This is a genomic window from Rhizobacter sp. P3_C12 (assembly GCF_056402735.1).
Genome location: NZ_JBFUGW010000023.1, coordinates 20,186 through 40,816, shown reverse-complemented (window position 1 = coordinate 40,816; position 20,631 = coordinate 20,186). Strand labels below are relative to the sequence as shown.

Below are 20,631 nucleotides of genomic sequence, written 5' to 3'. Positions count from 1 at the left end.
GGCGCGGCCGAGCGGCCCGGCCGGCCGCCGCGCACCAGCCAGACGATCAGGAACACCACGACGAGCAGGACGATGAACTTTCCCATGCGGCCCTCAGGCGGTCGTGCGGTGCAGGACGACTTCGAACACGAAGCGCGAGCCGACATAGGCGAGCAGCAGCAGCAGCGCACCGGCATAGAGCCAGCGGATCGCGTGCCGGCCGCGCCAGCCGAGCGCCTGGCGGCCGACCAGCAGCCCGGCGAACACCAGCCAGCCGAGCACCGACAGCGTCGCCTTGTGGTCCCAGCGCCAGGGGTTGGAGAACCACCAGCCGAGCAGCAGCGTGGCCGACAGCAGCGCGAAGCCGGCGGTGACGAACTGGAAGGTCAGGCGCTCGAGCTGCAGCAGCGGCATGCCGGYGTTCGCGGCGGCACGCAGGTTGGAACGCATGCGGCGCTCGGCGGTGTCGAGCATCACCGCATGCAGCACCGCGGCGCCGAACAGGCCGTACGACGCGATGCCCAGCGCCCAGTGCAGCGGCGCCCAGGCCGACACCGCCTGCGGCCGGAACTCGCCCGGGAAGATCGCCGCCAGCACCACCGCCGCGGCGCCGAGCAGGCCGAGCCAGCGGCGCACGCCCGGCAGCGGCACCCAGCGGCTCTCGACCGCGTAGACCGCGATCACGAGCCACAGCGTGGCCGACAGCGCCGGCGCGAAGCCGAAGCGGGCGCCGGAGACGGCGCTGCCGATGCCGGCCATGTCGACCACGATGGCCAGCGCGTGCGCGATCCAGCCGGCGATCAGCGCGCGGCGCGGCGCGGCACCGCCGCCCGCCGTCTCGCGATCATTCAGCAGCACCGCCGCCGCGTAGCCCAGCAGGGCCGCCGCGCTGGGCACCCACAGCATCCATGTCGACGGCGTGCTCAATGCGTTGCAACCCTGGGCGATAAACTCATGGTCCACAGTGTACTTTCGCGGGCCGCGTCCTTCGCGCCCGCCGATCCCATGGCCTCCACCCTCACCGATCGCCTGAGCCGGCTCGTCAAGACGATGCGCGGCCAGGCGCGCATCACCGACAGCAACGTGACCGACATGCTGCGCGAGGTGCGCATGGCGCTGCTCGAAGCCGACGTGGCGCTGCCGGTGGTGCGCGACTTCATCGCCCGCGTGAAGGAGAAGGCGCTCGGCGCCGAGGTGGTGGGCTCGCTGTCGCCGGGGCAGGCGCTGGTGGGCATCGTCAACCGCGAACTGGCGGCGACGATGGGCGAAGGCATCGCCGACATCAACCTCGCGGCCCAGCCGCCGGCGGTGATCCTGATGGCCGGCCTGCAGGGCGCCGGCAAGACCACCACCACCGCCAAGCTGGCCAAGCACCTGATCGAGAAGCGCAAGAAGAAGGTGCTGACCGTCTCGGCCGACGTGTACCGCCCGGCGGCCATCGAGCAGCTGAAGGTGGTGACGAAACAGGCCGGTGCCGAGTGGTTCCCGTCGAGCGCCACCGACAAGCCGCTGGACATCGCGCGCGCCGCGCTCGACCACGCGAAGCGCCACTACTTCGACGTGCTGCTGGTCGACACCGCCGGGCGGCTGGCGATCGACGAGCAGCTGATGGACGAGATCCGCACGCTGCACGCCGAGCTGAAGCCGGTCGAGACGCTGTTCGTCGTCGACGCGATGCAGGGCCAGGATGCGGTGAACGTCGCGAAGGCCTTCAAGGAGGCGCTGCCGCTGACCGGCATCGTGCTGACCAAGACCGACGGCGATTCGCGCGGCGGCGCGGCGCTGTCGGTGCGCCAGGTGACCGGCGCGCCGATCAAGTTCGCCGGCGTCAGCGAGAAGATCGACGGGCTGGAGGTGTTCGACGCGCAGCGCCATGCCGGCCGGGTGCTGGGCATGGGCGACATCGTCGCGCTGGTCGAGGAGGTGCAGAAGGGCGTCGACGTGGCGGCAGCGCAGAAGCTGGCCGAGAAGCTGAAGTCGGGCGACAACTTCGACCTGAACGACTTCCTGTCGCAGATCAGCCAGATGAAGAAGATGGGCGGGCTGTCGGGCCTGATGGACAAGCTGCCGGCCCAGATGACCGCGAAGGCCGGCAACCTGGGCCAGGCCGACATGGACCGCGCCGAGCGCGACGTGCGTCGGATGGAGGGCATCATCAACTCGATGACCCCGCTGGAGCGCCGCAAGCCCGAGCTGCTGAAGGCCACCCGCAAGCGCCGCATCGCCGCCGGCGCCGGCGTGCAGGTGCAGGAGGTCAACCGGCTGCTGAACCAGTTCGAGCAGATGCAGGGAATGATGAAGAAGATGAAGGGCGGCGGCCTGATGAAGATGATGAAGCGCATGGGCGGCATGAAGGGCCTGGGCGGCCCGGGCGGCCTGCGCTGAGACGCGCGCTTGAGACGCGCGCTTGAGACGACTTGTCACATCCCACCCCGATCCGGTGGGTTGGTAACACGCTGCAACCGCCCGGCAGGCGGCACAATGATTGACCCCGCGCGCGCGGACCGCTAAGGTCTGCGCTGCACTCCAACACGGACCTGGACCTCGAGATGGAATTGCTGTTGATCGCCGCCCTGGTGCTGGTGGGCGGCCTGGTGATCTGGAAGATGAAGACCTCCAGCGCCAAGCCCGCCGTCAAGCGCAACAAGCCGCGCTCGCTGGAGGCGCTGGACACGCTGCAGTCGTGGCAGCCGCAGGCCACCCGCATCCTGACCACCGCCGAGCGCAAGGCCTACCTCGCGCTGCGCGGCGGGCTGCCGGAGCACATCATCCTGGCGCAGGTGCCGCTGGCGCGCTTCGTCAAGGTGCCGACGCGGCATTCGTATTCGGAGTGGCTGCGCCGCGTCGGGTTGCTGTGCGCCGATCTCGTGGTGTGCGACAGCAGCTCGCAGGTCATCGCGGTGGTCGACATCCGCGCGCCCGAGGCGCAGGAGAAGGAGCGCACCTCGCAGCGCCACAACCGCATGGACCGCGTGCTCGAGGCCTCAGGCATTCCGCTGCACGTGTGGCGCGAAGACGCGCTGCCGAGCGCGACCGGTGCGCGCAACGCCATCCTCGGCAGCAAGTCGAGCGAGAGCACGCCGTCGACGCATGCCCCGTCGACGACCGCCGGCTACCAGCCGGTCGGCCGCAACCAGGTCGACGAGGACGACGGGCTGGAGATGCGCGAGCCGCCGCCGTCGACCTGGTTCGACGACATCGATTCGGCGCCGGCACCGCTGGCATCCGCCGCGCCGGCCAACATCCCTCGCTCGGGCAACTCGCCCCGCCCTCGATAAGTTATTCGAGCAGCGCCTGAGCGAACTCGCGCGCGCTGAAGGTCTGCAGGTCTTCGAGCTTCTCGCCGACGCCGATGAAGTAGACCGGGATCGCCCGCTCGCGCGCGATCGCCGCCAGCATGCCGCCCTTCGCGGTACCGTCGAGCTTGGTGACGATCAGGCCGGTGAGGCCGAGCGCATCGTCGAACGCTTTCACCTGGGCCAGCGCGTTCTGGCCGGTGTTGCCGTCGATCACCAGCAGCACCTCGTGCGGGGCGCCCTCCTGGGCCTTCGCGATCACGCGCCGGATCTTCTTCAGCTCCTCCATCAGGTGGAGCTGCGTCGGCAGCCGGCCGGCCGTGTCGGCGATGACGACGTCGCAGCCGCGCGCCTTGCCGGCGACCACCGCATCGAAGCTGACCGCCGCCGGATCGCCATCGGCCTGCGAGACGATGTCGACCGAGCCGGCCTGCCGCGGCACGTCGGCGCGCTCGGCCCACACCGCGAGCTGCTCGCGCGCGGCGGCGCGGAAGGTGTCGGCCGCGGCCAGCAGCACCTTCTGGCCGTTGTCGGCGAGGTGGCGCGTGAGCTTGCCGATGCTGGTCGTCTTGCCGGCGCCGTTGACGCCGACCACCATCATCACGGTGGGTGCGTGCTCGCCGACACGCAGCGGCTTCTCGAGCGGGCGCAGCAGGTCGGCCACCGCCGCGGCGAGCAGCGCCTTGACCTGCGACGGGTCGGTGGCCTTGGCTTCCTTCACGCGGCGACGCAGGTCGTCGAGCAGGAATTCGGTGGCCTTGACGCCGGCATCGGCCATCAGCAGCGCCGATTCGAGTTCTTCATAGAGAGCCTCGTCGATCTGCGTGCCGGTGAACACCTGGGCGATGCTGGAGCCGGTCTTGCGCAGGCCGCCGCGCAGCTTGTCGACCCAGCTGCGGCGCTCGGGCTCCGCCGCGGCCTGCGGCACCACGGCGGGCGTGGCAGGGGGTGCAGGGATCGGTGCCAGGGCCGGTGCCGGTGTGTCGGCGGGCGCGGGCTTTTTCTTGAAGAAGCTGAACATGCGTGGGGGCGATCGACTCGGGTGGGACTCGCGTGTCGTGCGAGTGTGTGACGCATTGTCGGTCAACGCGCCGAAAGCACCCGAAACCCTGGCTATAATCTGAGGCTCAGGCGCTTTAGCTCAGTCGGTTAGAGCGACGGAATCATAATCCGCAGGTCCGGGGTTCGAATCCCTGAAGCGCCACCAAACCAGCAAGCCCGCAYGAACATCAGGTCGTGCGGGCTTTGTCGTTCTGGGGTGTCGTCAGGCATCGCTTGGGGTAGCGCGCCGGCGCGGGATGCGTTTCGATATTTTCGATATTCTGGTGAGAGCGTGCTAATCTGCCTCCATGCGCACGAGCAAGCCGACTCCCAAGCCGGCTCCGATCAAGCTTCAGTCGCTTGAGGGGGCCATCCTGCATGCGCTCCGGCATGTCCGGAAACTGCGTGAGCAGTTGACCCCGCTCGAACAGGTTCATGTCGAGACGGTCCGGATTCGGCAGCAAGGGCTCGCCGATCGTCGGCTGATCGTGGAGTACACACCGGACCCGGAAGACGTCCAGGCCGTCTTGCTGCGCGTCAGGCCAGCCTCGAACCTGTCGCTGCCCGATGCCGCTGCGCAGATGTTGACCACGCAGCAAGCCGCAGATCGACTCAATGTGAGCCGTCCCTACGTGGCGCGGCTCGTCGACAACGGCACGTTCAATGGGGTCGARCGCACGCAATCGGGTCATCGACGGATTCCCGTCGCGGAGGTGGAGCGCGTTCAACAGGAGATGCGTGCGACGCGCCGTACGGCGCTCGATGACATCACCGACGCCACGCAAGACCTTCGGGCTCGGGAACTGGCCGACGCCAAATCGAGATCCAAACGCCGTTGGGTCGCCAAACAGGCGTAGTCGCTGCCGCCGCTCCAACTCTGCGCTGGACTGTGCCCCATCAGGTCCCCCTGCTCTACCTGGATGCCAACGTCCTGCTCCCGGCCTACCTGCGAGCCATCTTCCTGGACATGGCAGATGCCGGTCTTGTTCGCGTGCATTGGGGCGAGCAGGTCCTGATCGAGGTTCGTCGGAACCTGCTGAAACCCAGGTTCGGTATCAAACCTGAAGCCGTCGACAAGCTGTTCGACAACCTGCATCAGGCTTTTCCGGATGCCCTGGTGCCCAGCAGTGAAGCCCTGGAGTCGCGCTTCAGGGGCACCACCGATCCGAAGGATGCACACGTCGCCGCGGGCGCCCTGTGCCTCAGCCAGGCGAGCCCTGCCCATCGCGAGGTTCTGCTCGTCACCGGCAATATCAAGCACCTGCCCCCGGCTGCCTTCGAAGGAACGCTCGTTCGGCCCGTGAAGCCTGGCGTCGTTCTGACCGAGTTGCTCGCTGCAGAACCTTGGGTCTCAGATGTTCTCGATGCAATGCTGAAGCGATTCCGCAGTCCTCCCATGTCGAGGACAGACCTGCTCGACATCCTCGACGCGTCCAATTGCCGAGCCTTTGCGACAGCACTCGGCCATGCATGGGGGTTCACGGCAGTGAAACGGAGATCACCGACGTGAGTCGACGTCCTGAAGCTTGTCCCCCCGCGCCGTGACGCTCCCCACCCCCGACACCGCGCGCCGCACCACCGGGTGCCCCCAGAAGTCCACCTTGCCGGCGCCCGAGATCGCGAGCTGCAGATCGTCGATCACCCACAGCTCGGCATTGGCGACACCGCTGATCGCCACCCTCGCCCGGGCTGCGCGCAGCTGATCGGCCACCAGCTTGCCGCGGCCCGACACGTTCAGCTCGAACTGCTCGACACGGCCGGCCAACTGCCCGTCGCCCGAGCCCGAGATGTCGAAATTCAGCTGCCGCACCGCGAGCTCGTCGAAGCGCACGCTGCCCGACCCCGAGATGCCGATCACCAGCTGGTCGCCGCGGATCGGCCCCGGCGCCAGCACCTCGCCCGCGCCCGACAGCATCACGTGGTTCAGCTTGCGCACCTGCACCTCGATCGCCGGCCGGTCCTCGCGCCAGAACTTCCAGCCACCAGCCGCGCGGATGCGCAGGTGGCCGTTGACCACGTCGACCTCGATGGCCCGCTGCGCCGCATCGTCGCCGGCGACGAAGACCTGGTCTCGATCGCCTTGCGTGATGCGGATGCGCGCGGTGCCGTCCACGTCGATCCGGTCGAACGCACCGGGCGCATACAGGTGGCCGACCGGTGCCGCGGGCTGCGCCTGGACGCCCTGACCGAACAGGCCGAAGAGACCCAGCAGCAACGCACCGAAGCCGATCCGCAGCGCCCTCATTGGAGTACCTTCGTGCTGCGCACTCCGGTGTTCGCCCTTGGGGCGGCCCGGCGGGCTCACAACGATTGCTCCCGCAGCCGCCGCGACACGTCGCGGTTGGCCGTGATGCGGGTGCCGTCGCGCATCTGCACGACCAGCTGGGAGTTCTCGTCGGGCGTCATCGCGTCGACGAAATCGAGGTTGACGATGCAGCCTCGGTGCAGCCGCAGGAAGCGCGCCGGATCGAGCCGCGGCTCGAAGCTGGCGATCGGCAGCCGCACCAGGAAGCTGCGGCCGCGGCTGACCAGCGCGGTGTACTTGGTGTCGGACTTCAGGTACTCGATCTGGTCGACATGCAGCGGGAAGATCTTGCCCTGGTCGCGCACCAGCACGCGCATCAGCGGCTCGGTCGGCGCCTGCTCCAGCGCGAGCACCGCCTGGGTCGCCGCCTCCTGCGACTGCGCCGCACCCGAGGCCAGCGCATGCTCGACGGCCTCCACCAGCCGCTCGCGCGCGAACGGCTTCAGCAGGTAGTCGACCGCATGCAGCTCGAAGGCCGCGAGTGCGTGCTCGTCGTAGGCGGTCGTGAAGATCACGGCCGGCCGCGGCCCGTCCTCCGCCAGCGCCTTCAGCACCTGCAAGCCGCTCAGGCCGGGCATGTGGATGTCCATCAGCACCAGCTGCGGGCGCAGCGCGCGGATCTGCGCGAGCGCCGAGACGCCGTCGGCGCAGGTGGCCACCAGCGTGAGCTGCGGCATCTGCGCCACCCAATCGGCCAGCGCCTCGGCGGCCAGCGGTTCGTCCTCGGCGATCAGCACGCGCGTTTTCGTCATGTCGTTCGTCATGTCTTTCATTGCGGTATCCACAGGTCCACCCGGAAGCCGGCTCCGGGCGCGGTGTGCACGCGCAGGCGGGCGCGTCCGTCGTAGTCGAGCGCGAAGCGGCGCTTCAGCGCGTTCAGGCCGATGCCGGTGCGCGGCGCCTGGCCGTCGGCCGGGTCCGCGAGCTGCGCCGGATCGCAGCCCGGGCCATCGTCGGCCACCGTCAGGTCGAGGCCCTGGTTCAGCCCGTTGCGCTCGCTGACGATGCGGATGCAGCCGCCGCGCAGCTGCGGCGCCACGCCGTGGAGCACGCTGTTCTCGACCAGCGGCTGCAGGCTCAGCGGCGGGATCTCGTCCTGCAGCGTCGCCGGGTCGAGCTGCCAGTCGATCTGCAAGCGCCCGCCCAGGCGCAGGCTCTCGAGCGCCAGGTAGTCGCGCACGAAGGCCACCTCGTCGGCCAGCGCCACGCGGTCGGCCGCGCTGCGCTTGGTGTCGAGCACGTAGCGCAGCATGCCGGCGAAGCGCATCAACGCGGCCTCGGCGGCCTGCGGATCCTTGCGGGTCAGCGCGATCAGCGTGTTCAGGGTGTTGAACAGGAAGTGCGGGTTCAGCTTGCCGGTGATCGCCGCCAGCTCGGCCTGCGCGAGCGCCGATTCGGCCTGCGCGGCGGCCAGCGCGGCGCGACGCGCACGGCGCGCTTCGAGCAGCGCGGTGAAGCCGGTCGCGATCGCGGCGTACACGACGGCGCCCCAGATCGCGCGCCACAGCAGCGTCTGCGCGAACACCGCGAACGCATGGTCGGCACCGAACAGCAGCAGCGAGGTCGCGAAGTCGAGGGCCTGCCACAGCGCGCCGAACAGCAGCGCGCAGCCGGCATGCAAGGCGATGGCCGCGGCAGTGCGCAGCGTGCGACCCTGCAGCCAGCGCACCCAGGGCAGCACGATGGCGCCGAGCGCCATCGCCGGCCACAGCTGCAGCGTGGCCTGGTAGACCGCCTCCCACAGCTGCCAGAAGCCGCGCTGGAACTCGGTGCCGGCCAGCACATACAGCAGCCACGACAGCAGGCAGCCGGCGGCGTAGACGAGCCACGGCGTCCAGTCGGTGCGGCTGGGCGTCGAAGAAAGGGCGGGGCTGTCGGACATGCCCGGATCTTAGGGAGTCGCGGCCGCCGCGGCGGCCGGCTGCGACCGATCGCCGGATCATGGGCTCGAACTGCGGCTGCAGCCGGGCCGCCTCGCCCCGGCCGCGAAACCCTTCCCGCCCCGCGGCCTTGGCCGCCGGGGTGGCTTGCAGCGCCGGCTTGCAGTTCAATGGTCCGCCCGATTCCTGCTGAAGGAGACCTCATGGAAAAGCGGCTGCATCAACTCGAAACCCTGCGCCTGCACGGCGACGACGGACGCGACTACGTCGTGCACGGCTTCGAGCACCTCGCCCGGCTCGATGCCGCGCCCGGCCTCGGCGGCGACTGGGAGCCGACCGGCGAATCCGAATACCGCCTGGCCGACGGCCGCCCGGTGAACGTCGACGCCGACGGCACGATGACGATCGCGCAGAACGGCGTGCGGCTTTCGCAGCAGGAGTCGAGCACGGCTTGAGCGCTTGAGGGACACTGCGGCGCATGCCCGGAAACGCCATCCTCCATGTCGGTGCCCTCGGTTTTCCGTGGGAAACGCTCGACCCGTTCCTCTTCTGCGTCCACCACGATGACGCCTACCCGCGCGGCAATGCGCAGTTCGGCCCCGATGCGCTGCTGACCGGCCGCAACCTCGGCCAGGACTTCGCCGGCCTCGACGGCTGGCGCATGTACCACGGCATGACGGTGCCGGGCTTTCCGTCGCACCCGCACCGCGGCTTCGAGACCGTGACCATCGTGCGCCACGGGCTGGTCGATCACTCCGACTCGCTCGGCGCGATGGCGCGCTTCGGCGGCGGCGACGTGCAATGGCTCACGGCTGGCCGCGGCATCGTGCACTCGGAGATGTTCCCGCTGCTGAAGCGCGATGCGCCGAACCGGCTCGAGCTGTTCCAGATCTGGCTGAACCTGCCGGCGCGCAACAAGATGGTGCCGCCGCATTTCACGATGTTCTGGTCGGAGCAGATCCCGCACCACCTGCACGCCGACGACGCCGGGCGGCAGACCGAGGTCGTCTGCATCGCCGGCCGGATCGAGGGCGTGGCCGACCCGCTCGCGCCGCCACCCGATTCATGGGCCTCGCAGGACGGCGCCGACCTCGCGATCTGGACCCTGCGCATGGCACCGCACGCGCGCTGGACGCTGCCGCCCGCGCAGGGCGACGGCACGCGGCGCAAGCTGTATTTCTTCGTCGGCACTGCGGTGACGGTGGATGGTGTCGCGGTCGACCGCCACGCGGCCATCGAGTTGCGCGCCGGCGCGCCGGTCGAGCTGGTCAACGGCGCCGAGACGGCCGAGTTCCTGGTGCTGCAGGGCCGGCCGATCGGCGAGCCGGTCGCGCAGTACGGCCCGTTCGTGATGAACACGCAGCAAGAGTTGCAACAGGCTTTCACCGACTACCGCCGCACCGAGTTCGGCGGATGGCCCTGGGACGACCCGGCGCCGGTGCACGGTGCCGAGCCGCAGCGCTTTGCGCGGCGCCCCGACGGCGGCGACGAGCGCCCCTGAGCCCCCGGCATCCGACAGAACCATCGGGTGATCCGATGGGTTGCTGTCGGCGGGCAAATGCCCTCGGCGCGGGTCTTGTATCGAGTCGTGGCTTGCGTGAAATGGAAACGCTTCCATAGAGTGCGGCCCTCACACACGACACGAGGGGACACGCCGATGAACACGCTGAACCGGGCAGCGCTCGCCTGCCTGACGCCGCTGCTGCCACTTCTGCTCGCCGCCTGTGGGGGTGCAAGCGACGCCCCGTCCGCGGGCGCCGGATCCGCCGCCCATGAACAGGCCGCCGCGCTCGCGGTGCCCGCCGTCACCGCCGGCCGCTACGTGCTGAAGAACGTGCAGAGCAGCAAGTGCGTCGATGCGGTTCCCCCCGGCAGCGACGGTGGCGCCTTCGTGCAGAACACCTGCAGCACGGCCGTCACGCAGACCTTCGACCTGACGGTGCAGGCCGGCGGCAGCTACAAGCTGGTCGCCGTCGGCACCGGCCGCGTGATGGACCTGGCCGCGAGCTCGACCGCCGATGGCGCGGTGATCCACCAGTGGACCCACAACGACACCAACGCGCAGCGCTTCGTGCTGCAGCGCAGCCAGGGCAACCGCTTCGCGCTGAAGAACGCCGGCAGCGGCAAGTGCATCGCGATCGACGGCGGCTCGGTGAACGACGGTGCCGGGCTGCGCCAGGCCGGCTGCAGCACGAGCGGCGCACAGCAGTTCCTGCTGTACCCGGTGTCGACCACCGGGCGCGGCGTGCTGGCGATCGGCCGCTATGCGCTGAAGGCGGTGCATTCCGGCCTGTGCATCGACGTCGAGAATGGCTCGCTCGACAACGGCGCGAAGACGGCCCAGGCCACGTGCAGCCAGGCCGAGCGCCAGCTGTTCGAGGCCCAACCCGCGGCCGAAGGCACCTACAGCTTCCTCAACGTCAACAGCGGCAAGGGCCTGGACGTGAGCGACATCTCGCTCGACAACGGCGCGCTGATCCAGCAATGGGCCTATGGCGGCGGCGCGAACCAGCGCTTCGTCGTGACGGTCGACGCCGGCGCGCTGCGCATCGCGGCCCGCCACAGCGGCCGCTGCGTCGACGTGAGCGGCGTCAGCACGCAGCCCGGCGCGCGCATCCACCAATGGGACTGCCTGGGCGCGGCGAACCAGCGCTGGACGCCGGTGCCGGCCAGCGACACCCCACCGCCCATGGGCACCTGGGTCGGCACCTGGGGCGCCTCGCCGCAGGGCGGCAACACCAGTTTCAACCAGCAGACGCTGCGGCAGATCGTGCACGCGAGCGTCGGCGGCGTGGCCGCGCGGGTGCACCTGTCCAACGTGTTCGGCAACCAGCCGATCACGGTCGCGAACGTGCACATCGCGCAACGCGCCGGCGGCTCGGCCATCGTCGCGGCCAGCGACCGCACGCTGAGCTTCGGCGGCCAGGCCACGGTCGTGATCCCGGCCGGCGGCGAGGCGGTCAGCGACTCGGTCGACTTCAACGTCGCCGCGTTGTCCGACGTGGCGATCAGCTTCTACCTGCCGAACGCGACCACGGTGACCACCGAGCACCAGACCGGCCTGCAGACGAACTACGTGGCCGCCGGCAACGTGAGCGGCAACGCGACGATCAACCCCAGCGCGACCAGCGGCAGTTACCGGCTGCTGACCAACCTGGACGTGTCCAACAGCAGCCTGCGCGGCAGCGTGGCGACGCTGGGCGCATCGATCACCGACGGGGTCGGCACCAACTTCGATGCCAACCAGCGCTGGCCGAACGTGCTGGCGAACCGCCTGAACGCGGCCGGCATCGGCGTGGGCGTGCTGAACCAGGGCATCAGCGGCAACAGCAGCCTGCGCGACGGCGCCGGCCCGAGCGCCGAGAACCGCTTCGACCGCGACGTGCTGGGCCAGGCCGGCATCAAGTGGGTGATCTATTCGGACGACCCGATCAACGACCTGCGCGGCAACCCGCAGCCGACGCTGGAGCAGCTGCTCGGCCCGCTGCAGCGGATGATCGCGAAGGCCCATGCGCGCCAGGTGAAGTTCCTGTGCTCGACGCTGACGCCGTACAGCGACAGCGTCTGGACGCCATCGCAGGAGACGACGCGGCAGGCCTACAACGACTTCGTCAAGAGCAGCGCGAGCGGCTGCGACGGCGTGATCGACCAGGACCTCGCGACGCGCGACCCGGCCAACCCGGCGCGCATGCTGCCGGCGAACGACACCGGCGACCACCTGCACCCGAACACCGCCGGCAATGCGGCGATCGCGAACTCGGTGAACCTGAACCTGTTCACGGTCAACTGAGCGAGAGGGAACGCCGATTGCCCGGGGCCTGTGTCGCCAACGCACACGGGCCCCCGTCATGACATCCATTCGGCCGCTTCTGCTGCACACCGTGCCCGAACCGCCGGCCACGCCACCTCCGCCGCCGATGGTGCCGCCACCGTTGCCCGAGATCGACGACCCGCCGTCACCRCACCCCGCGGATCCGGTCATCGAGCCGGGCGCCCCGCCACCGCCGGTGGCGAACCGGGCGCCCTGCGGTCAGGTTTGCGGCACGTCCTGCGGCGGCCCGGGCAGCCGCACGCCGGCTTCGTCGAGCAGCGACCTCGGCTGCCTGCGCTTGAGCCAGAGGTACAGCCCGCTGCCCAGCACGACGATCGTGATGAGGTCGAGCAGCGCCCAGACGATCTTCAGCGGCAGGCCGCCGTAGTCGCCGAAGTGCAGCGGCTGCGACAGCAGCAGCGTCGCGATGTACCACGGCACCTCGGGCGATGCGGTGACGGCGGCCGTCTGCGAATCGACCATCACCGGCTGCAGCAGGCGGGCCGTCAGCGGCTCGGTGCCGCGCATGAAGAAGGTGTGGTGGTGCGGGCTCGAGAAGCCGGTGCCCGGGAACGCGATGAAGCCGACCCGCATGTGCGGCGCCTGCGCCTTCGCGGCGACCAGCATGCGCTGCGTCGGCGCGCGGGCGCCCTCCTCGACCAGCGGCTGGCCCTGCCAGGGCGCGAGCAGCGTGGTCAGCGCGTCGTACTGCCACAGCTTGATCAGCAGGTCGGCCCAGGTGTTGATCATGCCGGTGGCGCCGACGACCAGCGCCCACACCAGCGTGACGATGCCCAGCAGGTTGTGCAGGTCCAGCCACTTGACGCGCGCCGAGCGCTCACGGCGCACCTCGCCGAAGCGCAGCTTGCGCATGAAGGGCGCGTACAGCACCAGCCCCGAGACGATCGCCACCAGCAGCAGCAGGCCCATCGCGCCGAGGAACAGCTTGCCCGGCAGCCCGGCGAACAGGTCGACGTGCAGCCGCAGCATGAGGCTCATGAAGCCGGTGTTGACCGGCACCTCGCCGAGCACGGCGCCGGTGCGCGCATCGACCGCGATCGACTTGAAGTCCTGCGTCGGCGCGGGCGTCGGCGTCAGCGTGACGTGCCACAGGCGGTCGTCGTCCTCGGGCTGCGACGCGAACTGCACGATGCGATCCGGGTAGAGCGCCCGCGCCGAGGCCAGCACCGTGTCGAGGCTGGCGCGCGGCGTGTCGGCCGGCATCTCCGGCGCCTCGATCTCGCCGCCGGTGAGGTGGTCGATCTCATGGTGGAAGATCAACGGCAGGCCGGTCAGGCACAGCAGCAGCATGAACGCGGTGCAGACGAGGCTGCTCCACTTGTGCCACCACGACCAGGTCTTCAGGGCGTTGGCGCTCAGCATGGTCAGAAATCGACGCTGGCGCTGAGCACGAAGGTGCGGGGCGCGCCGACCACGAGGTAGCCGTTCTCGGGGTAGCCGCCCGCCGAAGCCCAGTACGACTTGTCGGTCACGTTGTCGACGCGCGCGCGCAGCGTCACCAGGCGATCCTGCACGTTGACCATCCAGCGCGCGCCCAGGTCCACGCGGGTCCAGGACGGCAGCAGCAGCGTGTTGGTGGAGTTCGCGAAGCGGTTGCCGGTGTAGACGATGCGGCTGTCCAGCGCCAGGCCTTCGACGCCCGGCACCGCCCATTCGGCGCCCACGGTGCCCTGGCTCCTGGGCACGCCGATCACGTACCGGCCCTCGGTCGTGGCATCGCCGGTGTTCTTCTGCTTCGCGTTCAGCAGCGTCAGGCCGCCGAGCAGCTTGAGGCCCGGCATCGCTTCACCGAAGAAGCTCAGTTCGACCCCCTGGTGGCGGTCTTCGCCCTCCACGCTGTTCTGCGTGGCCACCGGGCGCGGCTTCTTCGTCGCGAAGAGCGCCAGGCTGCCGCCGAAGCGGCCACCGTCGTACTTCAGGCCGATCTCGTTCTGCTTCGACACATACGGCTCCAGCGTCACCGGCGGGCCGCCGTTGACGCCCGGCAGCGTGTTGCCCTGCGTGAGGCCTTCGACATGGTTCGCATACACGGAGAACTGCTTGCCGAGCTTGTAGACCACGCCCAGCATCGGGCTGTTGCGGCTCTCGTCGTACCGCGTGTCATCGGCCGGGTCGGTGTTGTAGCCGTAGTCGCTGATGTCCAGCTTCTGGTGGCGCACGCCGAGCGTGACCAGCAGGGTGTCGTCCAGCATCGACAGCGTGTCGCCGATCGCGAAGCTGCTCAGCTTCGAGCGGCCCGTCTCGTTCGGCGAGGCCAGGTCGTTGCCGCGGAAGGCCCCGGCCGTGAACTCCGGCTGCGCGTACGCGGTCGGCGTGTAGAGGTTGGTGTCCAGCGTGTTGAAGAAGTCCCAGGCGTAGGCGTTCTTCTTCACGAGGCGGAACGCCGTGTACGAGGCCACCCATTCGTGCCCGACCGGGCCGGTGCGCAGCGTGCCGCGCACGCCGAGCTCGCCGGTATCGACCTTGTCCTCGCGCGTGTTGTCGAAGCGCGAGGTCGTGGCCGCGCCGCTCGCATCGGTCACGCTGAGGTTGGCCAGCGAGTTCGATTCGTCGCTGCGGCGCAGGCCGTACGCGGCCCACGCGGTGACGTCGGCACCCAGGTCCCATTCGCCGCGCAGCGTGCCGAACAGGTCGCGCTCGTTCGAATACGACCACGGCTGGGCGAAATTCGACGTCGAGTCCGGCGCATCCGGGATCGCGGTGGCATCGGCGGCCAGCGAGACGTTGGTGCGGGTGCGCTTGAGCTGGTTGTCCTGGTAGCCGATGTCGCCGGAGAGGCGCACATCGCGGCTGTGCCAGTCGAGCCCGACGGCGGTCAGCCCGGTCTTGGCCTTCTCGTCGTCGATGCCGGTGCCGCCGTTGCGCCAGGCCGCGTTGACCCGGATGCCGGTGGCGTTGTCGGGGCCGAAGCGGCGCGACACGTCGGCGGCCAGGTTGCCCTGTTCGCCACTGCCGCCACTGAGCGTCACGCGGGTCAGCGGCTCGTTGGTGGCGCGCTTGGGCAGCAGGTTGATCGAGCCGCCGATGCCGGTGCCACTGGGGTTCGCTCCGCTCAGGAAGGCGGAGGCACCGCGCAGGACCTCCACGCGCTCGAACAACTCGGTGGCGATGTACTGGCGCGGCAGCAGGCTGTAGAGGCCGTTGTAGGCCACATCGTCGGAGTTCAGCAGGAAGCCGCGGATGAAATACGCCTCCTGGAAATTGCCGAAGCCGCGCGCCATGCGCACGCCCGGATCGTTCTGCAGCACCTCGCCGACGCTGCGCGCCTGGCGGTCCTGGATCAGGTCGTTGGTGTAGCTGGTGATGCTGACCGGCGTCTCCATGTTGTCGCGCGTGCCGAGGATCCCGGCCCGGCCGCCGCGCGCCACCTGGCCGCCCGCGTATGGCTTGCTCAGGCCGGCGGCCGAGGCATCGGCGCTCGCGCTGATGTTGACGGTCGGCAGCGTCGTCACCGGCGCACTGGCCGCAGCCTCGGGCGCTGCGGGGGCGGCCGCAGCGGTCTGGGCCTGCACGGCGGGCATCAGGCAGGCCAGCGCGGCGGCGCAGGCGATCGGCGTACAACGGTTCATGGGGATCTCAGGCTGCGCAAACAAGAATGGTTCGCATTCTAGGGGAAGGCGCACAGCCCCCTGGCAGCGCTACCATCGCGGCGCAAGGTTGCGGACAGGGAGGTCCACCCGTGAAACTGATCGATGCGCGCACGCTGGCCGTGGCGGTGGTGCTGCAAGGGGCCGCCGGCGCCACGCTGGCGATGACGGAGAAGGATGCCGCGAGCAACCTGATGCACTTCGCGTTCGCGATGAAGGGCGCGGAGCAGTGCGACAAGCTCGGCTACCCGTCGATGGCGGCGCAGAAGCGCTGGGAGAAATCGCATGCCTCGCTGCTGGTGAGCTCGCTGAAGCGCATCGAGCAACACGCCTCGGCGTCCGGCAAGGTGACGCCCGAGCAGGCCAAGGACGTCGCGCTCGGCCTGTTCGCGCGCTTCCAGGACCGCTACGACCAGGAGATGGCGCCGACGGTCACCGGCAAGTCGTGCATGCGCTTCAACGAAACGCTGTCGTTCTACGACACCAAGCTGATCAACGACTGATCACACGGCCAGCATCAGGTGCGGGTGGCTCGCGTAGTTGCGCTGCTCGCTGACCTTGTCCTGCGCGAGCTCGACGGCAATGCCTTCGGACTTGCCGTCGTCGAGCGGCGACTTCTGGCTGTGCAGCTGCATGTGCTGCTGCAGCATGAAGTCGAACATCTCGACGAGTTCCGGGCTGCGCGTCGTGTGGTCGACGGCCGGCTCGGCGGGTTTCGCGCCCGGCGCCTCGATGGCGGGCTCGGCGGACGGACGCCGCAGCGTACCGATCGATGCCGCCTGGAAGGCGGACGAGCCGGGCTGCAAGGGCATCGGTCCGATCGACCGGTACGAAGCAAGCGGAGAGGGTGCGGCGCTGACGGTGATGCTCATGGCGGGTCTTCCTGGTGTGCCTGTGGTTCACATGCTGCGCGCCGGCCGCGGCCCGGAAGGCACGGCGTGCGATGTCGTGCATGATTTGCCGAAATGACGAGTTCCTTCTACGACCACCTCGCACCGCACTACCACCTGCTGTACGGCGATTGGGAGGGCGCGATCCAGCAACAAGGGCAGGCGCTCGCCGCGCTGCTGGCCGAACAAGGCGTGCAGCCGGGTGCGCCGGTGCTGGACGCCGCCTGCGGCATCGGCACGCAGACGCTCGGGCTGCTGGCGCACGGCCACCGCGTGATCGCGTCGGACATCTCGCCCGCCGCGGTGGAGCGCTTGCAGGCCGAGCTGCAGCGGCGCTCGCTGGTCGCGCAGGCCGGCGTCGACGACCTGCGCACGCTGGCCCGCGTGGCCAGCGGTTCGATGGCCGCCGTGCTGGCCTGCGACAACAGCGTGCCGCACCTGCTGAACGACGAGGACCTGCTGGCGTGCTTTCGCCAGGCGCATCGCTGCCTGCGGCCGGGTGGCTGCCTGGTGATCTCGGTGCGCGACTACGCTGCCATCGTCCGCAAGACGCCCGACGTGCACCCCTACGGCATGCGCCGGGGCGCCGACGGCAGCCGGTTCATCGCGGTCCAGGTCTGGGAGTGGGACGGCGACCACTACGACCTGCGCCTGTACCTGACGACCGAGGCGCCGGATGGCAGCTGCACCACCAGCGTCGCGACGAGCCGCTACTACGCGGTGAGCATCGATCGGCTGACCGCGCTGATGCGCGAAGCCGGCTTCGCCGACGTGCAGCGCCGCGACGATGTGCTGTTCCAGCCGGTGCTGGTCGGCCGGACCGCGCGGAAGGAGCTTGCGCGATGACGCAGGTCGGCGTGGGGGTGGGCATCCTCGTGCTGCGCGACGGCCAGGTCCTGCTCGGCCGCCGGCGCGGCTCGCACGGCGCGGGCACCTGGTCGGCTCCCGGCGGCCGGCTGGAGTACGGCGAATCGATCGAGGACTGCGCGCGCCGCGAGCTGCTCGAAGAGACCGGGCTCACGCTCGGCGCCTGCGAACGCGGCCCCTGTACCAGTGATGTGTTCGACGAGGTCAAGCAGCACTACCTGACGGTGTTCGTGCTGGCGCGCCACGCGCTCGGCGAACCGGCGACGCTGGAGCCGGGCAAGTGCGACGGCTGGCAGTGGTTCGACTGGCGGGCGCTGCCGCAGCCGCTGTTCGCGCCGCTTGCCTCGCTGCGGGCCACCGGCTTCGATCCATCGGCAGCGAGTGCGACTTCCGTCTCATCAAAGTGATGGACGTGACAGCGTTTCGTCTCGCTATCCGACAGCCATTCCGTATGATCCGCCGCTTCATCCACTTGGAATGCGCCATGTCCCTTCGCCTGTTGCCCTTCCTCGCCGCGGCCGCCCTGATGACCGGTTGTGCCTTCAATGTTGCGCCCTACGGTGCCTCGGTCAAGAACGTGGATGCGCTGAAAGCCACCGGCATCAAGCCCGTTTCGGTTGCCAAGTTCGAAGCGGCCAAGCCGGGCCAGGCCTCGATCTCCTGCCGTGCCGCCGGCTCCGTCAAGGTCGAGCCGAGCTTCGAGACCTACATCGAGAAGGCCTTCATCGATGAGCTGAAGCTGGCCGGCCTGTACGACCCGAATTCGAGCCTGAAACTGTCGGGCAAGCTGGAGCAGATCGATTTCAGCTCGGGCATCAGCGATGGCAACTGGACGTTCACGCTGGTCGTCTCGAACGCCCGCAACGAGAGCTTCTCGACCCAGTCGAAGTTCCCGTTCTCCGGCAGCTTCATCGCCGACAAGGCCTGCCAGGAAGTGGCCCAGGCCTTCGGCCCGGCCGTGCAGAAGCTGATCGAGGACGTGGTCCGCAATCCGAAGTTCAAGCAGATCGCGAGCTGAGTTCCGCCGCTGATCGAGCCTCGGCCTCGATCAGCGTGACCAGCGTGTGCAGCACGCGGTTGACCGGCGTCGGCACGCCGTGCCGTTCGCCGCGCCGCACGACCAGCCCGTTCAGGTGGTCGATCTCGCTCGGCTTGCCGCGCATCATGTCCTGCGCGGTCGACGAGAACTGGCCCGGCATCGTCGCGGCCAGCCCGCGCACCATCGCCCACGCGTCGCCCGGCACCTGCACGCCTTCGGCCTGCGCCACCGCCAGGCATTCGGCGACCACGTCGCGCATCACCTGCGGCACGCCGGGGTGGTCGACGAAGCGGCCGTACGGCACGCGCCCGATCGCCGAGATCGCGTTGTAGGCGCAGTTCAGGATCAGCTTGGCCCACAGCGCGCCACGCACGTTGTCGGAGATCGTCGCCGGCACGCCGGCGGCAGCCAGCACCTCGACGAGGTCGGCCGCGACGCTGTTCGGTGCGATCACCAGGTCGCCGCGGCCGTGGTGCAGCAGGTGCCCCGGGCCGGCCATCTCGGTGGCCACGTAGACCACGCTGGCGGCCACCTCGGTCGACAGCACACTGCGCACGCGCTCGTCGTTGTCGACGCCGTTCTGCAGCGTCAGCACCAGTGCCCCGGGCGACAGGTGCGGGCGCATCGCCTCGGCGGCCGATTCGGTGTCGGTGGATTTCACGCAGAACAGCACCAGCTGCGCGCCCTGCACGGCCGCGACATCGGTGCTCGCCTGCAGGCGGACGTGCTCGTCGAAGCTGCGCGTCTGCATGCGCAGGCCGTCGCGCGCGATGGCCTCCACATGCTGCGGCCGCGCGATCAGCGTCACGCGGTGGCCGGCGCGCGCCAGCATGCCGCCGAAGTAGCAGCCGACGGCGCCGGCGCCCATCACGGCGATGGTCCAGGGGGTGGCGGGCGAGCGGTCCATGGCGGCCTTCGGGGTGGCGAAGGCCGCAGTGTCCGACAAGTGCCGCCTGGCTGCCGCTCAGGTGCCTTTCGGGAAGTCGGTCGACGCCGACAGCCGCTCCCACGCCGCCGTCTCGCGCTCGACGAAGGCGTGCTTGTCGCGGATCGTCTGCAGCGTGTCGGTGCCCAGCGGCAGCCGCAGCGGCGGCGTCGCCGACTCCACCAGCGCGAGCATCGCCTGCGCCAGGCGCAGCGGGTCGCCCGGCTGGTTCAGGCTGATGCGCTTCGCGGCCTCGCGCACCTGGCCCGAGCTCGGCGCGTAGTCGTCGAGGACGCGCGGCGAGACCGCCAGCGACGAGCCTTCGAGGAATTCGGTGCGGAAGTAGCCGGGCTCGACCACGGTGGCATGGATGCCCAGCGGTTGCAGCTCGGCATGCAGGGCCTCGGTCAGCCCTTCGACGGCGAACTTGGTCGAGCAGTAGACGCCGAAGCCGGCGCCCGAGCGGTAGCCGCCGAGCGACGAGATGTTGATCACGTGGCCGCGGCGGCGCGTGCGCATCGACGGCAGCACGGCACGCGTGACGTTCAGCAGCCCGAACACGTTGGTGTCGTAGAGGCGGCGCACTTCGTCGGCGCTGGCCTCCTCGACCGCGCCGAGCAGGCCGTAGCCGGCGTTGTTGACCAGCACGTCGATGCGGCCGAAGCGGGCCAGCGCCGCCTCGGCAGCGGCCGCGGCCTGCGCCTCGGACGTGACATCGAGCGCGAGCGCCAGCAGGCCGGGCTGCGCGCCGAAGCGCTGCTGCAGCGACGTGGCGTCGCGCGAGGTCGCGACGACGGCGTCGCCCTGCGCGAGGGCCGCTTCGACGATGCGTGCGCCGATGCCGCGGGCCGCGCCGGTGATGAACCAGACGCGCTTGAAATCGGAGGAAGTGGAGCTCATGGCGATGTCCTTGCGGAGGTGATGGAGTGAGCGAACTTTAGGCAGGCGATTGCCACTCAACTAGCCCACAATCGATGAATTGATCCGCAA

Annotated in this window: 21 protein-coding genes and 1 tRNA gene; 12 read left to right on the top strand and 10 right to left on the bottom strand. The window is 69.7% G+C overall.

Annotated features, from left to right (window positions below):
* Positions 1–93 precede the first annotated feature (93 nt).
* Positions 94–942, bottom strand: coding sequence for a cytochrome C assembly family protein (locus AC1DXV_RS06420; protein ID WP_477932908.1), 849 nt, complete (start codon positions 940–942; stop codon positions 94–96).
* A gap of 42 nt (positions 943–984) precedes the next feature.
* Between AC1DXV_RS06420 and ffh the strand changes: the two genes are divergently transcribed.
* The gene (gene ffh, locus AC1DXV_RS06415; RefSeq protein WP_477865740.1) at positions 985–2,364 is read left to right on the top strand and encodes a signal recognition particle protein; all 1,380 of its coding nucleotides are present in this window, start codon (positions 985–987) and stop codon (positions 2,362–2,364) included.
* A 164-nt stretch (positions 2,365–2,528) separates the two neighbouring features.
* On the top strand, positions 2,529–3,257 hold the full coding sequence (locus tag AC1DXV_RS06410; RefSeq protein WP_477865741.1) for a DUF2726 domain-containing protein: 729 nt from the start codon (positions 2,529–2,531) through the stop codon (positions 3,255–3,257).
* A 1-nt stretch (position 3,258) separates the two neighbouring features.
* Here AC1DXV_RS06410 and ftsY read toward each other — a convergent pair whose 3' ends face one another.
* Positions 3,259–4,296, bottom strand: coding sequence for a signal recognition particle-docking protein FtsY (gene ftsY / locus AC1DXV_RS06405; RefSeq protein WP_477865742.1), 1,038 nt, complete (start codon positions 4,294–4,296; stop codon positions 3,259–3,261).
* Positions 4,297–4,405: 109 nt separating this feature from the next.
* On the opposite strand from ftsY, the gene AC1DXV_RS06400 reads away from it, so the two are divergent.
* The 3 genes from AC1DXV_RS06400 to AC1DXV_RS06390 all read left to right on the top strand — a co-directional run bounded on the left by AC1DXV_RS06400 (position 4,406) and on the right by AC1DXV_RS06390 (position 5,826).
* Positions 4,406–4,482: transfer RNA gene (locus AC1DXV_RS06400), tRNA-Met, on the top strand.
* Between the two features lie 142 nt (positions 4,483–4,624).
* The gene (locus AC1DXV_RS06395; protein ID WP_477865743.1) at positions 4,625–5,173 is read left to right on the top strand and encodes a helix-turn-helix domain-containing protein; all 549 of its coding nucleotides are present in this window, start codon (positions 4,625–4,627) and stop codon (positions 5,171–5,173) included.
* 32 nt (positions 5,174–5,205) lie between these two features.
* Complete coding sequence (locus tag AC1DXV_RS06390; RefSeq protein ID WP_477932906.1) at positions 5,206–5,826, top strand: hypothetical protein; 621 nt, start codon at positions 5,206–5,208, stop codon at positions 5,824–5,826.
* On the opposite strand, the gene AC1DXV_RS06385 is transcribed toward AC1DXV_RS06390, so the two are convergent.
* Genes AC1DXV_RS06385 through AC1DXV_RS06375 form a run of 3 tightly spaced genes read right to left on the bottom strand, consistent with a single transcriptional unit; the run spans position 5,815 to position 8,503 of the window.
* The gene (locus AC1DXV_RS06385; protein WP_477865745.1) at positions 5,815–6,561 is read right to left on the bottom strand and encodes a head GIN domain-containing protein; all 747 of its coding nucleotides are present in this window, start codon (positions 6,559–6,561) and stop codon (positions 5,815–5,817) included. The two genes, AC1DXV_RS06390 and AC1DXV_RS06385, sit on opposite strands and share 12 nt — an antisense overlap.
* A gap of 56 nt (positions 6,562–6,617) precedes the next feature.
* Positions 6,618–7,394 carry a LytR/AlgR family response regulator transcription factor gene (locus tag AC1DXV_RS06380; protein WP_477932904.1) on the bottom strand — a complete coding sequence of 259 codons (777 nt, stop codon included), beginning with the start codon at positions 7,392–7,394 and terminating at the stop codon, positions 6,618–6,620.
* Complete coding sequence (locus tag AC1DXV_RS06375) at positions 7,391–8,503, bottom strand: sensor histidine kinase (RefSeq protein WP_477865747.1); 1,113 nt, start codon at positions 8,501–8,503, stop codon at positions 7,391–7,393. The genes AC1DXV_RS06380 and AC1DXV_RS06375 overlap by 4 nt, the downstream gene beginning before the upstream one ends.
* A gap of 201 nt (positions 8,504–8,704) precedes the next feature.
* Here AC1DXV_RS06375 and AC1DXV_RS06370 point away from each other — a divergent pair, with 201 nt between their 5' ends.
* The 3 genes from AC1DXV_RS06370 (at position 8,705) to AC1DXV_RS06360 (ending at position 12,291) form a co-directional block, all read left to right on the top strand.
* Positions 8,705–8,956 carry a hypothetical protein gene (locus AC1DXV_RS06370; protein ID WP_477865748.1) on the top strand — a complete coding sequence of 84 codons (252 nt, stop codon included), beginning with the start codon at positions 8,705–8,707 and terminating at the stop codon, positions 8,954–8,956.
* 23 nt (positions 8,957–8,979) lie between these two features.
* Positions 8,980–10,002, top strand: coding sequence for a pirin family protein (locus AC1DXV_RS06365; protein ID WP_477932902.1), 1,023 nt, complete (start codon positions 8,980–8,982; stop codon positions 10,000–10,002).
* Positions 10,003–10,158: 156 nt separating this feature from the next.
* Complete coding sequence (locus AC1DXV_RS06360) at positions 10,159–12,291, top strand: RICIN domain-containing protein (RefSeq protein ID WP_477932900.1); 2,133 nt, start codon at positions 10,159–10,161, stop codon at positions 12,289–12,291.
* A gap of 240 nt (positions 12,292–12,531) precedes the next feature.
* Here AC1DXV_RS06360 and AC1DXV_RS06355 read toward each other — a convergent pair whose 3' ends face one another.
* Together AC1DXV_RS06355 and AC1DXV_RS06350 are read right to left on the bottom strand one after the other, a co-directional pair.
* Complete coding sequence (locus tag AC1DXV_RS06355) at positions 12,532–13,695, bottom strand: PepSY-associated TM helix domain-containing protein (protein ID WP_477932898.1); 1,164 nt, start codon at positions 13,693–13,695, stop codon at positions 12,532–12,534.
* A gap of 2 nt (positions 13,696–13,697) precedes the next feature.
* Positions 13,698–15,902, bottom strand: coding sequence for a TonB-dependent receptor (locus AC1DXV_RS06350; RefSeq protein WP_477864371.1), 2,205 nt, complete (start codon positions 15,900–15,902; stop codon positions 13,698–13,700).
* Positions 15,903–16,012: 110 nt separating this feature from the next.
* Between AC1DXV_RS06350 and AC1DXV_RS06345 the strand changes: the two genes are divergently transcribed.
* The gene (locus AC1DXV_RS06345) at positions 16,013–16,423 is read left to right on the top strand and encodes a hypothetical protein (protein WP_477864370.1); all 411 of its coding nucleotides are present in this window, start codon (positions 16,013–16,015) and stop codon (positions 16,421–16,423) included.
* Here AC1DXV_RS06345 and AC1DXV_RS06340 read toward each other — a convergent pair whose 3' ends face one another.
* A complete protein-coding gene (locus tag AC1DXV_RS06340; protein WP_477864369.1) occupies positions 16,424–16,792 on the bottom strand; it encodes a hypothetical protein in 369 nt (122 codons plus the stop codon).
* Positions 16,793–16,885: 93 nt separating this feature from the next.
* Here AC1DXV_RS06340 and AC1DXV_RS06335 point away from each other — a divergent pair, with 93 nt between their 5' ends.
* From AC1DXV_RS06335 to AC1DXV_RS06325, 3 genes are all read left to right on the top strand, one after another.
* Positions 16,886–17,656: a class I SAM-dependent DNA methyltransferase gene (locus AC1DXV_RS06335; RefSeq protein WP_477864368.1), complete on the top strand. Its 771-nt coding sequence runs from the start codon at positions 16,886–16,888 to the stop codon at positions 17,654–17,656.
* The gene (locus AC1DXV_RS06330) at positions 17,653–18,084 is read left to right on the top strand and encodes a nucleotide triphosphate diphosphatase NUDT15 (protein WP_477864367.1); all 432 of its coding nucleotides are present in this window, start codon (positions 17,653–17,655) and stop codon (positions 18,082–18,084) included. The genes AC1DXV_RS06335 and AC1DXV_RS06330 overlap by 4 nt, the downstream gene beginning before the upstream one ends.
* A 77-nt stretch (positions 18,085–18,161) precedes the next feature.
* Positions 18,162–18,695: a hypothetical protein gene (locus AC1DXV_RS06325; protein WP_477864366.1), complete on the top strand. Its 534-nt coding sequence runs from the start codon at positions 18,162–18,164 to the stop codon at positions 18,693–18,695.
* Here AC1DXV_RS06325 and AC1DXV_RS06320 read toward each other — a convergent pair.
* On the bottom strand, positions 18,676–19,623 hold the full coding sequence (locus tag AC1DXV_RS06320; RefSeq protein WP_477864365.1) for a ketopantoate reductase family protein: 948 nt from the start codon (positions 19,621–19,623) through the stop codon (positions 18,676–18,678). The two genes, AC1DXV_RS06325 and AC1DXV_RS06320, sit on opposite strands and share 20 nt — an antisense overlap.
* A 57-nt stretch (positions 19,624–19,680) precedes the next feature.
* Positions 19,681–20,541, bottom strand: a complete 861-nt coding sequence (locus AC1DXV_RS06315) for an oxidoreductase (protein WP_477932896.1) — start codon at positions 20,539–20,541, stop codon at positions 19,681–19,683.
* Positions 20,542–20,631 lie beyond the last annotated feature (90 nt).